13 protein-coding genes and 1 tRNA gene are annotated in these 13015 nt (G+C 69.2%); 4 read left to right on the top strand and 10 right to left on the bottom strand.

All coding sequences use genetic code 11. The features are described 5' to 3' along the window. Positions 1 to 32: 32 nt before the first annotated feature. From C6Y14_RS18700 to C6Y14_RS18675, 6 genes are all read right to left on the bottom strand, one after another. Positions 33 to 773 carry a class E sortase gene (locus C6Y14_RS18700; protein WP_107017877.1) on the bottom strand — a complete coding sequence of 247 codons (741 nt, stop codon included), beginning with the start codon at positions 771 to 773 and terminating at the stop codon, positions 33 to 35. 59 nt (positions 774 to 832) lie between these two features. Next, positions 833 to 2338 carry a class E sortase gene (locus C6Y14_RS18695; RefSeq protein WP_107017876.1) on the bottom strand — a complete coding sequence of 502 codons (1506 nt, stop codon included), beginning with the start codon at positions 2336 to 2338 and terminating at the stop codon, positions 833 to 835. Further along, on the bottom strand, positions 2335 to 2973 hold the full coding sequence (locus C6Y14_RS18690) for an aminodeoxychorismate/anthranilate synthase component II (protein WP_107017875.1): 639 nt from the start codon (positions 2971 to 2973) through the stop codon (positions 2335 to 2337). Before C6Y14_RS18690 ends, C6Y14_RS18695 begins: the two co-directional genes overlap by 4 nt. Beyond that, complete coding sequence (locus tag C6Y14_RS18685; RefSeq protein ID WP_107017874.1) at positions 2970 to 3131, bottom strand: hypothetical protein; 162 nt, start codon at positions 3129 to 3131, stop codon at positions 2970 to 2972. The genes C6Y14_RS18690 and C6Y14_RS18685 overlap by 4 nt, the downstream gene beginning before the upstream one ends. Before the next feature lie 52 nt (positions 3132 to 3183). Beyond that, a complete protein-coding gene (locus C6Y14_RS18680; protein ID WP_107017873.1) occupies positions 3184 to 3891 on the bottom strand; it encodes a class E sortase in 708 nt (235 codons plus the stop codon). Between the two features lie 104 nt (positions 3892 to 3995). Continuing rightward, on the bottom strand, positions 3996 to 4775 hold the full coding sequence (locus C6Y14_RS18675) for a DUF881 domain-containing protein (RefSeq protein WP_107017872.1): 780 nt from the start codon (positions 4773 to 4775) through the stop codon (positions 3996 to 3998). Between the two features lie 139 nt (positions 4776 to 4914). On the opposite strand from C6Y14_RS18675, the gene crgA reads away from it, so the two are divergent. Continuing rightward, positions 4915 to 5169, top strand: coding sequence for a cell division protein CrgA (gene crgA, locus C6Y14_RS18670; protein ID WP_055517312.1), 255 nt, complete (start codon positions 4915 to 4917; stop codon positions 5167 to 5169). 302 nt (positions 5170 to 5471) lie between these two features. Here the strand turns inward: crgA and C6Y14_RS18665 are convergent, their stop codons facing one another. Next, positions 5472 to 6368: a rhomboid family intramembrane serine protease gene (locus C6Y14_RS18665; RefSeq protein WP_107018203.1), complete on the bottom strand. Its 897-nt coding sequence runs from the start codon at positions 6366 to 6368 to the stop codon at positions 5472 to 5474. A gap of 151 nt (positions 6369 to 6519) precedes the next feature. Next, positions 6520 to 7047: a peptidylprolyl isomerase gene (locus C6Y14_RS18660; protein ID WP_107017871.1), complete on the bottom strand. Its 528-nt coding sequence runs from the start codon at positions 7045 to 7047 to the stop codon at positions 6520 to 6522. 338 nt (positions 7048 to 7385) lie between these two features. On the opposite strand from C6Y14_RS18660, the gene C6Y14_RS18655 reads away from it, so the two are divergent. Then, positions 7386 to 8099, top strand: coding sequence for a DUF5324 family protein (locus tag C6Y14_RS18655; RefSeq protein ID WP_107018202.1), 714 nt, complete (start codon positions 7386 to 7388; stop codon positions 8097 to 8099). A 667-nt stretch (positions 8100 to 8766) separates the two neighbouring features. Here the strand turns inward: C6Y14_RS18655 and C6Y14_RS18650 are convergent. Then, positions 8767 to 8839, bottom strand: a tRNA-Ala gene (locus tag C6Y14_RS18650). Positions 8840 to 9022: 183 nt separating this feature from the next. On the opposite strand from C6Y14_RS18650, the gene C6Y14_RS18645 reads away from it, so the two are divergent. Both C6Y14_RS18645 and C6Y14_RS18640 read left to right on the top strand, forming a co-directional pair. Beyond that, positions 9023 to 9574: a helix-turn-helix domain-containing protein gene (locus C6Y14_RS18645; protein ID WP_107017870.1), complete on the top strand. Its 552-nt coding sequence runs from the start codon at positions 9023 to 9025 to the stop codon at positions 9572 to 9574. Between the two features lie 134 nt (positions 9575 to 9708). Continuing rightward, positions 9709 to 11412 carry a serine/threonine-protein kinase gene (locus C6Y14_RS18640; RefSeq protein ID WP_107017869.1) on the top strand — a complete coding sequence of 568 codons (1704 nt, stop codon included), beginning with the start codon at positions 9709 to 9711 and terminating at the stop codon, positions 11410 to 11412. Positions 11413 to 11457: 45 nt separating this feature from the next. On the opposite strand, the gene C6Y14_RS18635 is transcribed toward C6Y14_RS18640, so the two are convergent. Next, on the bottom strand, positions 11458 to 12879 hold the full coding sequence (locus tag C6Y14_RS18635; protein ID WP_199854777.1) for a hypothetical protein: 1422 nt from the start codon (positions 12877 to 12879) through the stop codon (positions 11458 to 11460). Between the last annotated feature and the right edge of the window lie 136 nt (positions 12880 to 13015).

Below are 13015 nucleotides of genomic sequence, written 5' to 3'. Positions count from 1 at the left end.
GGGCGGGACGTACGAGGTGCGTACGGGAGCCGTCAGCGCAGCTCCGCCGGGGGCGTCCGTTCGTCGTCGATCTTCTCCACGCGGTCCAGCTCGCCCCAGACCACGTACCGGTAGCGGGACGTGTAGACCGGCGTGCAGGTCGTCAGCGTGATGTAGCGGCCCGCCTTCGCCTTCCCCGACTCCTTGGGGACGGGCCCGAGGACGTTGACGTTGTACTTCGACGTCTCCGGAAGGGTCGCGTAGACCTTGTAGACGTACCAGTCGTCCTTCGTCTCGAAGACGATCGCGTCGCCCTTCTTGAGCTTGTCGATGTTGTGGAACTTCGCGCCGTGGCCGTCGCGGTGGGCGGCCAGCGAGAAGTTGCCCTTCTTGTCCTGCGGGAGCGCGGACTTGACGGGGTTCGTGTAATAGCCGGCGATGCCGTTGTTGAGCAGCTTCGTGGAGGTGCCCTTCTTGACCAGCACCTCGCCGTTCTTCATCGCCGGGACGTGCAGGAAGCCGATGCCGTCCTTGGTGTCGAGGCCGACCGGACCGCGGTCCTCGGCCCAGTGGTCGCGCACCTTGTCGCCCTGCTTGTCGGCCTCGCGGTCCGCGATCACGTTCGTCCACCACAAGGAGTAGGCGACGAACAGGCCGAGGACCAGGCCTGCCGTGATGAGGAGTTCGCCCAGGACGCTGACGGCCGTCGCGATCGGGCCGCCGCCACGCCGCCGCGGCGCGGGCGGGGACGCGGGCGCGTCCGTGTGCTCTTCGTGGTCGGTCGTCGCTGCCACTGCGTGTTCCCCGTCTGGTGTCTCAGAAAGCTGTTCAGGAATGGTGCCCGGCCCGGTGCTCAGTCGACGAGCGCGTCCGGTTTGCCCTTGTCGCGCGAGCGTTCCTCGACCATCGTGCCCCAGACGATCATCCGGTACTTACTGGTGAATTCCGGCGTGCAGGTGGTGAGAGTGATGTAGCGGCCCGCCGACTTGAAGGTCGACCCCTTGGGGATCGCGTCCAGGACGGCCGTGTTGCTCGGCGACGTCACCGGCAGGATCGACGCCATCTTGTAGACGAAGTACTTGTTCTGCGTCTCCACGACGATCGCGTCGCCCGGCTTGAGGCGGTTGATGTAGCGGAACGGTTCGCCGTGGGTGTTGCGGTGGCCCGCGAGCCCGAAGTTGCCCTTCTTGGCGTCCGGCATCGCGGTCTTGACGCCTTCCTCGGCGTAGTGGCCCACCATGCCGCGGTCCAGGACCCGCTTCTTGTCGATGCCCTCGGCGATCGGTACGACGACGTCGAGCTTCGGGATGTGCAGCAGGGCGAAGCCCTGCCCCGGCTCGAACGAGCCCGGAGCGCCCTTGCCGCTCGCCCAGTCGTCCTGGAGGCTGCTCGCCTCGCTGTCGGCCTGCGCGTGGGCCCGTATGTTCGTCCAGTACAGCTGGTAGGTCACGAACAGCAGCATCAGTACACCGGCGGTGATGAACACCTCGCCGATCGCGCGGCTCGCCACCACGGCCGCCCCGGGCTTGCGCGCCTTCGCCGCGCGCCGGGCCGCCGCACGCGAGACGGGCGCGTCGACCGCGTCGGCCCCCAACTGCTCCTCGTGCGCCCCGCCGCCGTCGGTCCCACCGTGCCGCCCATGGCGCCTGGAGGCCTTGCGCCGGGCCGCACGGCCTCCCGGGGCACCCGAGGGCCCCGGAGCCGCCACAGGGCCCGCAGGGGCCGTTGAGGGCGCCTGGCGGCTCGCTATGGACTCGATGTCGGCGACGCGCAGCGCGACCGTCTCCTCGGCGGACGGCGAGGCCTCGTACGTCGGTGTGTACGGCCGAGCGTCCGGGAGCGGCTGCGAGACGGGCGCGGCGGGGGTGACCGGGGCGGCGGGCGCGTACGCCTCGCCGTACTGCGGCCGCGCCTCCTGGTATCCGGGGTACGCCGTCTGCGCCTGCCCGTACGGCTGCTGAGGCTGCGGCTGCGCGTACGGCTGCTGGGTGGGTGCGTGTGCCTGGGGTGCCGCATACGCCTGCTGCGGTGCGGTCGGTGCGGCCGGTGTCGGCGCCGAGTAGCCGTGCGCGGGCTCCGCCTGCCCACGGCCTGCCGGGTCCGCGTACGTCGAGGCGTTCTGCGCGTTCTGCCCGACGCTCCAGTCCGGTGCGTACGTCTGCGGGTCGTACCACCCCTGCTCCGGCGCCGCGGGCTGCCGTAGGCCCGGCAGGGGGTCGCTGAGGGGGTCCGCCAGCCCGTCCACGGCCGCCCGCATCGCACCGCCGGCACCCGGCGCCTCGAACGCCGCAGCGCCCCCGTACCCGGCGTCCTCGCCGTACGGGGCGGCACTGTCGCGCTCGGGGCGCAGCGCGGTCACGCCGTGACCCTGCCCACCACCGGGGCGAGCCCCACCGACCTGGCCACGGCTCCCCGGTCGCCGCACTCGGCCAGCCAGTTGGCCAGCATGCGGTGACCGTGTTCGGTCAGCACGGACTCGGGGTGGAACTGCACTCCCTCGACCGGGAGTTCGCGATGTCTGAGACCCATGATGATCCCGTCGTGGGTACGGGCCGTGACCTCCAGGTCGGCCGGCACCGTCCCCGGCTCGGCGGCCAGCGAGTGGTAGCGCGTGGCGGTGAAGGGCGACGGCAGTCCGGCGAACACGCCCCGGCCCTCGTGCTCGACGAGCGAGGTCTTGCCGTGCAGCAGCTCGGGCGCGCGGTCCACCACCCCGCCGTACGCCACCTGCATCGACTGCATCCCGAGGCAGACCCCGAAGACGGGGACCCCGGTCGCGGCGCAGTGCCGCACCATGTCGACGCAGACCCCGGCCTCCTCGGGAGTGCCCGGTCCGGGCGACAGCAGCACGCCGTCGAACCCGTCCTGCGCGTGCGCCATCGCCACCTCGTCGTTGCGCAGCACCTCGCACTCGGCGCCGAGCTGGTAGAGGTACTGGACCAGGTTGTAGACGAAGCTGTCGTAGTTGTCGACGACGAGGATCCGCGCGGTCACTGGTTGTCCACCGTCACATCGTTGAAGGGGAGCAGCGGTTCGGCCCACGGGAAGACGTACTGGAAGAGCACGTAGACCACCGCGAGGGCCAGCACGATCGAGAGCAGTGCCTTGATCCACGTGTTCCCCGGCAGAAGCCGCCAGATAAAGCCGTACATGCCGTCCCTTCCGTCGCACCACGGCACCAGACTCACGCCGTACCCACTCAGACTAACGGCGCAGAGCCTCCGGTTTCCCAGCCTCCACGGGCTGGGTTTCGTCAAGGTGTGCCCAGACGATCAGTCGGTGACTGTGACCCCATTCGGGGTCGCACGTGGTCAGCGTCAGATAACGGCCCTCTCGCGTGTACCCGGACTTCCTCGGGACGGGGTCGATGACTGCTGTGTCACTCGGCAGCGTCCGGTAGGGCTTGGTGTCGATGCGGTACGTGAACCAGGACGTGCCGTCGGTCAGCACCACCGGGTCCCCCGGACGCAGCCGGGGGAAGTCCTTGAACGGGTCCCCGTACGTCCGGCGGTGGCCGGCGACGGCGAAGTTGCCCCGCTGACCGAGCTGCGCGGTGCCGGCGTAGTGGCCCAGTCCCTTCTTGAGGGTCTTGGTCCTCGTGCCTTCGAGCACGGGCTTGTTCCACGTGAAACCAAGCCTGGGGATGTACATGACGGCGAAGGGCCGACCGTCCTTGTACGCGGCGGGCTTCTCCGGAGCCTTGCCCGGGCTCTCCGTGGAGGACGATCTGCCCGGCTCGGCCGTCGCGGAGTTCCTCGCCCACTGTTTCTGCAGCTGCTCGATCTGGTCGTCCATCGCGGTGTCGGCCTTCACACCCGTCCAGAACAGCACGTAGACCACGAAGAGCACGATCACGGTGCCGACCGTGATGCACAGCTCGCTGAACGTCCTGACGACGACTCGCACCGACACAAGGTCCCCCAGCGGCAGCTGTTCCCGTACTCCACAGCCTTCTACCCCAACGGCCCGCGCTCCACAGGCTCTTGGGAACTCGTGGGAATTCGGCTCCGGGTCCGCTACTCCACGGGCTTCGCGTAGTGGAGATCGACCGTGCCCGAGTAGCCGGGCAGGGTGCGCGTCCCGTCCTCCTCGACCTTCCAGCCGAGCCCGTAGACATTGACGTACACCATGTAGTTCTGGATCGCCGGGGACGCGGAGAGGGACTTCTGGAGCTTCTCCGGGTCACCGACCGCCTGGATCTTGTACGGGGGCGAGTAGACGCGGCCCTGGAGGATCAGGGTGTTGCCGACGCAGCGGACGGCGCTCGTGGAGATCAGCCGCTGGTCCATGACCTTGATGCCCTTGGCCCCGCCCTGCCACAGGGCGTTGACCACGGCCTGCAGGTCCTGCTGGTGGATGACCAGGTAGTCGGGCTGGGGCTCGGGATAGCCGGGGAGTTTGGCCGTCGCGTTCGGGGGCGCGTCGTTGAGCGTGACGGTGAGGGCCTCGCCCTTGAGTTTCTGGGTGCCCGCGTGCTTCTCCAGGGCGGCGAGTTTGGCCGCCTCCGCCGCGGTGCTGCCGTTGTCCCGCTCGGCGAGGGTCTCGACGTCGTCGCGCAGCGAACCGTTGCTCTCGTCGAGCTGTCCGTTCTTGTGGCTGCGCTCCTGGATGAGGTCGGAGAGCTTCAGCAGCGAGGCGTCCGTACGGATGTTGGTGCCGTTCGCCGTGTCGAAGCTGGTGAAGAAGATCAGCCCGGCCAGCGCGAAGACGGCCATCGTCAGCAACCGCACCGGCCGAAATCGCCGGATACGGTCGGGGCTGGAACCCGACTGGGGAGAGTCGGCAGAATTGCTCAACGTACCCTTATCTCCTTCGGCGCCGCGGAAGCACTACGCTAACGGACGCCCGGGGGAGCACTAAGAGTCCCCTTGTACGCTGCCCCGGCAGCCCACGTTCCCTGCGCGGCCACGCAGCGCATCGACAGGAGAGACCCTCGTGCCGAAGTCACGTATCCGCAAGAAGGCCGACTACACGCCGCCTCCGGCGAAGCAGGCGACCAACATCAAGCTGAACAGCCGTGCCTGGGTCGCCCCGGTCATGCTGGCCATGTTCCTCATCGGCCTCGCCTGGATCGTCGTGTTCTACGTGACGGACGGCTCGCTGCCGATCGACTCTCTGGGCAACTGGAACATCGTGGTCGGCTTCGGCTTCATCGCGGCGGGATTCGGCGTCTCCACGCAGTGGAAGTAAGTCCCGCCACGGGTACCCAGGGCTTGTACGGAGTCTGTACAAGCCCTGGTCCGCAAGCCTTGGCCCACGTTGTCCACTGAGTTATCCACAGCGATTTCCACAGTGGGGAAAAGGTCAGAAGATCTGTGGATAACCCTCTCGGGATGGCCGTCGTGTTGACGCCGGTGTGACTGACCTACCGGGATCCGGAAGCATGTTCGCCCCCTGTCCTGCCTGGGGAAACCCAGGTCAGCGACAGGGGGCACACTTGTTCCCCCACAGCATGCACAAGATCCGCCACGGTCTGTGGACAACGTGCACGCTCAGGTGAGCTGACCAGTCCTGATGAGTGTCATGACCACAACCGCGAGCAGCACCAGCGCGCACGCGCCGTACTGGATGAGCGCTCGTCGTTCCCGGGGCGCGTGCACCATCGCGTAGCCGATGAGGACACCGCCGACGAGGCCGCCGATGTGGGCCTCCCAGGCGATGTTGCTCCACCCGAAGGTGAAGATCAGGTTGATCACCAGCAGGGCGATCACCGGGCGCATGTCGTAGTTGAGCCGCCGCATCAGGATGGCGGTCGCGCCGAAGAGACCGAAGATCGCTCCGGAGGCCCCGAGCGAGGGCTGGTTCGGCTCGGCGATCAGATACGTGAGCGCGCTGCCGGCGAGGCCGGAGACCCCGTACAGGGCGAGATAGCGGGCGCGGCCGAGGGCCGCCTCCAGGGGGCCGCCGATCCACCACAGGCTGAGCATGTTGAAGGCGATGTGGATATAGCTCCCGTGCAGGAACATCGCCGTGACCATCCGGTACCACTGGCCCTCGGCGACACCCTCGACGCCTCCGAGGACCGGCACGAACGCCCGGCCGATCAGGTCGAAGCTGTCGGTGAAGCGGTCGCCCACGGAGAGCTGGACGAGATAGACGGCGAGATTGAGCCCGACGAGGATCTTGGTGACGAGCCGGGGGTCCGAGGTGACCGCGCCGCCCGCGAGGGTGCGGGGCTGCGATGCTCCGGGCGCGTGCCCGGTGCCGGAACCCTCCCGTACGCACTCGGGGCAGTGGAAGCCGACCGAAGCGTTGATCATGCACTCGGGGCAGATCGGGCGCTCGCACCGGGTGCAGCGGATGCCGGTCTCCCGGTCCGGATGCCGGTAGCAGGTGGGCAGGCTCGGGGCGCCCTGCGGTCCCTGCGGGCTGCCTGGCACCTGATCCATCGGGTTCCCCTCATCCTTCTGTACGTACTGGGTACGCAACGCGCCGCCCCGCTCATCCTTACGGACGGGCGGGGCGTTTGGTTCCCTGCGGGAGCCCTCCGGCAGCGGGCCGGGCGGGGGCTCACCGGCACGGAGGCCTGCGACGGTCGGGTCAGCGGGTCTCCACGACGACCGACTCGATGACGACGTCCTCGACGGGGCGGTCGGTACGCGGGTTCGTCGGCAGCGCGATGATGGCGTCGACGATCTTCTGGCTGGCTGCGTCGGTGACCTCACCGAAGATCGTGTGCTTGCGGGTCAGCCAGGCCGTCGGCGAGACGGTGATGAAGAACTGCGAGCCGTTGGTGCCCGGGCCGGCGTTCGCCATGGCCAGCAGGTACGGCTTGTCGAAGGCGAGGTCCGGGTGGAACTCGTCCTCGAACTCGTAGCCGGGGCCGCCGGTGCCGTTGCCCAGCGGGTCGCCGCCCTGGATCATGAAGCCGCTGATCACGCGGTGGAAGACCGTGCCGTCGTAGAGCTTGTCCGTCGACTTCGCACCCGTGGCCGGGTTGGTCCACTCACGCTCGCCCTTGGCGAGTTCCACGAAGTTCCGGACCGTTTTGGGCGCGTGGTTCGGCAGGAGCCGCACTTCGATGTCGCCGTGGTTGGTCTTCAGGGTGGCGTAAAGCTGCTCGGCCACGATCTGCCTTCCGTTGTCCTTTGTGACTCCCCGATCCTTGCACGGACCGCGCCGCCAGTCTTCCGTCACCGCCGTACACACCGGTTCAGCCGCTTCGCACCAAACAGGCGCGCGGACCGGGGATCCGTGGCATTGTCGTCGCAGACTCCTGTTGCACCATATTGATCGGTTATTGCACCAAGTACACCCGGAGTCACCTTTCATGACCCGGATGCCTGTCCTCACATGCCCCGAAGCGCTCCGACAGGCATGATCCGGATAAGGGTGGAAAGGCGAACTGTGACTTTCCGGGGGACGGCCCCCGAGCCCCCATGTACGCCACCGAGGAGGAGGATCCCGTGACCCGCAAGGACAGCGTGCGCGCGGCAGCCGAGTCGGCGAAGGACAGCGTGCGGCACGCCGCGGAAGTGGTGGCGCCCTACGCCGACACGACGAAGGACCGAGCCACCCACTACGCGCATGAAGCCCGTGTGAAGCTCGCGCCCAAGGTGTCGTCCACCGCCGTCACAGCCGCCGAACAGGCACGCACCCAGTACGCCGCCCATCTCGCACCACGTATCGAGCAGGCGCGTACACATGTGCCGCCGAAGGTCGATCACGCCGCGCACGAGGCAGCTGTTCGTACGCGCAAGGCCGCCCGGCAGGCGGCGGACTACTCCCGTCCGCGGATCGAGCAGGCGAGGGCCGCGGCAGGCCCCGTCCGCGAGGAGGCGGCGTCCCGGAGCACGGCGGCGCTGGCAGCTCTGCGCGGTCAGGTCTCGGCCAAGGAGGTCGAGAAGCTGGTCCGCAAGCACGAGCGGCGGGCCAGGAACGGTCGTCTCGCCAAGAGGCTGGCCGTTCTGGGTCTCCTGGCCGGTGGCGCCTACGCCGCCTGGAAGTGGTGGGACAAGCAGGCCAACCCGGACTGGCTGGTCGAACCGCCCGCCGCCACCGAGGTCCCGGAGACCGGCCGCCTGACCTCGGTCGACGGCAGCGGCCAGGAAGACCTCGACCCGGAGGTCCAGGCCAAGCAGGCCGAGGCTGAGGCAGCGGATCGCACCGAACGCGGCTGACGCGGGTCCGGCGCGCACGCCACAGCTGTAGGGCAGGAGACTCCAAGTCTCCTGCCCTACAGCCATGTTTCACGTGAAACAGGCGTCGTTCACGGCCTCGATCCGCGATGACGTTTGCAACCGACCGACTGTGCAACATTCACACAGATCCGACTAACGGAGCGCAGCGTTCTGGTTACGCACCTTCGTTCACAGCAGCTCACGCATGCCTTCACGACTCCTGCATGCCACCCCCACGTCACCGGGACCCCCCGAACGGCGAGCACACACCCCTCCCCGTGGGCACTTCTTTGCGCAAACAATTGCAAAGATCGCAACGAAAATCCTGTGACGCACATCACCGCATATGACCCAACGGAGTTTCAGCGCCTCGGGAAAGGTGCATCTTGAAGATTGATGAGGCCACGTCATGTCACGACGGACGGCCAATTCCCCTCCACCTCAGACCTGTTGAAGAGGCCGATGCGGAGCGGGATCACCGCGAAACCGCGTGAGACCAAAATTTTTCACAGGGGATGCGCCGAGCACCACAGGCAGCACCACGTACGGAGCGACGGCCGGTCCCCCGCGATCGACGAGTGGGTCGGCACGGCACCGGCTTCCGCCCCCACCATACGAGAAAACCCCCTCCGACCTGCGTAAAGCCGGTCCGAGGGGGTTCTTCTCGTGGAGCCTAGGGGAGTCGAACCCCTGACATCTGCCATGCAAAGACAGCGCTCTACCAACTGAGCTAAGGCCCCGAAAGGGAGGCAAGCACCGGAAAGATCTCCCTCCGCGCTGCCACCGCAGACCAGACTACCGGGTCACCCGGGGTATCCCGCAAAAAGATTGGGGGTCCCCGTGCGCGACCACTCTCCGTAAGATGCTCGACGTGGTTCGCTACAGCGAACCACGGTACTTGGGGAAGCGATGGGGAGACGCGCATGGACGCCGCACAGCAGGAAGCAACCGCGAGAGCCCGGGAGCTGCAGCGGAACTGGTACGGGGAGCCGCTGGGGGCGCTCTTCCGTAGGCTCATAGATGACCTGGGTCTCAACCAGGCCCGGCTGGCGGGGGTGCTCGGTCTGTCCGCGCCCATGCTGTCTCAGCTGATGAGCGGCCAGCGCGCCAAGATCGGCAATCCCGCGGTGGTCCAGCGCGTACAGCTGCTGCAGGATCTCGCAGGTCAGGTCGCGGACGGCAGTGCCAGCGCCGCCGAGGCCACCGAACGAATGGACGAGATCAAGAAGTCCCAGGGGGGCTCGGTGCTCAGCAACACCACGCAGTCGACGACCACTTCGGGCGGTGCGCCCACGGTGAAGCGCGTGGTGCGCGAGATCCAGTCACTGCTCCGCTCGGTGTCCGCGGCCGGGGACATCATCGACGCGGCCGACACCCTCGCCCCGACCCACCCGGAACTGGCAGAGTTCCTCCGGGTGTACGGAGCCGGCCGCACTTCCGACGCGGTCGCCCACTACCAGTCCCACCAGAACTGAGTACGCCGCCCGGCAGCCGAACACCCCGCCACCGGAGCCCTGTCGGGGCCGCCGACGGTGGAAGCCAGGCAGCCGGGCACCTCGGAAAGAGGCCGCCGCAGTACCGACCGCCGAAGGGGGAGCGACGCACGACCATGGGTGAGGTCTTCGCCGGCCGGTACGAACTGGTCGACCCGATCGGACGCGGGGGAGTCGGTGCCGTCTGGCGCGCCTGGGACCACCGGCGGCGCCGGTACGTGGCCGCCAAGGTGCTCCAGCAGAGCGACGCCCACTCGCTGCTGCGGTTCGTGCGCGAGCAGGCGGTCCGGATCGACCACCCCCATGTGCTCGCTCCCGCCAGCTGGGCGGCCGACGACGACAAGGTCCTGTTCACCATGGATCTCGTCGGCGGTGGATCCCTGGTCCACCTGATCGGGGACTACGGCCCGCTGCCACCGCCCTTCGTCTGCACCCTGCTCGACCAGCTGCTGGCGGGACTCGCCGCGGTGCACGCGGAGGGGATCGTGCACCGTGACATCAAACCCGCCAACATCCTGCTGGAGTCGACCGGGACGGGCCGTCCGCGGCTGCGGCTGTCCGACTTCGGCATCTCGATGCGCCTCGGTGAGCCGCGGCTCACCGAGACCAACTACGTGGTGGGAACGCCCGGTTACTTCGCGCCCGAGCAACTGCTCGGCGCCGACCCGGACTTCCCCGCCGACCTCTTCGCCGTGGGCCTGGTGGCTCTCTTCCTTCTGGAGGGCGCCAAACCCGACGCCAAGGCGCTGGTCGAGCACTTCGCGACGCATGGCACGCCAGGCGCCCCGAAGGGGATACCCGAGCCCCTGTGGCAGGTCGTGGCGTCTCTGCTCGAACCGGACCCGCACGCCCGGTTCCGCACGGCCAACGGGGCACGCAAGGCGCTCGTCTCGGCCAGGGAGCTCCTCCCGGAGCCCGGCCCCGACGACGAGCTGATCGAGATATTCGACCAACTCGGCCCGCTTCCCGCGGGTTTCGGCCCCGAGGGCCCCCTCACGAGCACGGCTGCCACGGCTGCCACGGCTACCCAGACGCCCCGGACGACAGGCTCCGAACGGACACAGGGGCCAGGAGCCGGGCCGGAACCAGGACAGGACCGACGGCCAGACAGGGCTGCAGGCACGCCGCCGTCGGTCACGGCGTCGGGCGCGGCCTCTCAGAAGGCCGACACGGGAGCCGCTTCTCCAGCGGACGGTCCCCCGGCGACTGACCCCTTCCCCACCTCCACCCCGTCCGCTTCCCCTTCTGCTTCCCCGTCCGCTTCCGCTTCCGGGCGGTGGACCGGTGGCATACCGCCCCAGCCGACCATCGCTCCCGTCCCCTCGCAGCCCCCCACCTCGTCGGACACCGGCAGCTTCCACCTGCCGCCCCCGCTGCGGGATAAGCAGCCCCCTGCTCCCCCCGCCCCGCACGAACTCCCGGATTCCGCCTACGCCCCGTCGCAGGCGTACGAACCCACCCACGTGCCCTCCTCCCAGGCCCCGTACCCCATGGCTCCCGCCCCCGCGCCGGCCCCTGCGCCTTCGTCCCCACCACGACCGCAGTCACCCCACCCGTCACTGCCGCTGCCACTGCCGTCGCCCCAGTCCATGCCCCTGCCGCTGCCGCTGCCGCTGCCGCAGTCACAGCCGCGTGAGACAGCCTCCACTGCTTCGTACACGGCTCAAGGCGTTCGGGTTCCGCCTCAGTCGCAGCCGGTTGCGCGGCACCGCGCCAGCCGGTCGCGGCGGCCCGGACCGCCCATGGCGGTGACGGTTCCGGTGCTCCTGCTCGCACTGATCTGCTTCGCGGTCGGCTTCTGGGCCCTGGCACGGATGTGAAGTCGTGCCCGAGCCCCTGGACCGCCGGCTGACGGGACCGCCGAACTAGCGGACCCGGGACCGCCCGTACGTCCGTGCGGCTCCGCCGCCGGCAACGGGCACGGCACCCTCGGCCGCCTCCGCCCCCGCCCGCCGCCGCGCGACCACCGTCCACATCGCGAGCCCCAGCACCAGGACGCATCCCGTGCCGATGCCGCCCACGGCCACCGCCTTCATCGCGGTGTTCTCGCCCGAGGAACCGCCGTCACCGCCGTTCCCACCGTCTCCACCGGTCGCCGCGCTGCCGCTCGCCGCGGCATCCTTGTCCTTCGCGGTGACCTCGAAGACGTCGCGCGGCACGGCGGCACCGCTGTAGGCCGGCGCCTCCCCGGCCGTACCCCTCACCCGCACGCGCAGCGTCAGCTCGATCGGCCCGTCGCCGAACTTGTCGGACACCTCCGCCGCGAGATGCACGACGAGGTAGTACCAGCCGGCGAACCGCATACCGCCGACGTGGTCGTCGACGGCGAACCGGTTCTCGTAGGCGACCGGAGGCAGCGGTCGCAACGCGGTCCGCTTCCGCGAGCCGTCGTATCCGGTGTCGGCGTCGTCCACCAGGGCGCGTACGGGGTTGTGGAGCGACATGACGAACGCGTTCCCCAGATAGCCGTCGCCGCTCGCCCGGCCCAGTTCGGCGGTGGCGTCCAGCTGCTGTCCCCAGTCGACGGGAACGCGGTAGAAGAGCGTCTGCCCCGCCCGGATCCCGTCCTTCCAGACGCCCTGCTCCAGCGAGCGCGCCCCGCTGAAGCCCGTACCTCCCTCACGCGCCAGGGCGGGACCCTCGAACGCCTGGGGGGAGGCGGAGTCCCACACCTGCGGGGCAGCCGTCGAAGCGGCTTTCTCCAGGGCGGGCTCGGAGACGTACCGGAGTTCCAGCTCCCAGTCGTCCAACGAGGAGCCGGGCCCGCTCGTCCGCTCGACGAGCACCGAGTACGTACCGGCGCCCTTGCAGGTGTACGCGCCGGGGCCGGTCCTTCGCGACGCCCAGGCGGTGAGAGGGCGCGGGCTCTCGGTCGGTCCGAAGCGGGCGATGCCGGCATCCCCGGAGAAGCACCTGTGTCCGTCGGGGTCCTGGAGGGACACCTTGAGGCCGTCCGAGTACGTGACCTTCGTACCCGGCTTGGGTACGGCGGTGGCCGACACGTACGCACTGGAGGCGCTGGTGGCCTCGTCGAGCCGCAGCCCGTAATAGAGCTTTCCGTTGTCGCGGATGGTGCTCCGGTAGTACGTGCCGGGTGTCAGCCGCTCGGCTTCGGTGGCCTGCTCCGCGCCCTCGATCCGCTCGGCGTCGGCGGCGAAGCGGTACGAAGGGGGTGCGTCGGCCGCTGTCGCCGTCGTCGCCCGCCCCGCCGGTACCGCGACCGAGAGCAGCGCCGCCGCCCCGGCCAGGACCGTACGGCCGCGCCACCATCCCGTGCGCCGCCCCATCACGCGTCCCCCTCGCCGTAACCCGGACCCTCACTCGACGGGCTCCCACGGGTCGGCGCCGTCGCTGTTCCGACACTGTCCCGAACGCCCGCGAAGCCTCGCCCATCCTGCCCCTACGGGGCTCTGCGCGCCCGGA

The sequence above is a fragment of the Streptomyces dioscori genome, from assembly GCF_003024195.1.
GTDB lineage: Bacteria > Actinomycetota > Actinomycetes > Streptomycetales > Streptomycetaceae > Streptomyces > Streptomyces dioscori.
This window is presented reverse-complemented; position numbering and strand designations above follow the sequence as displayed.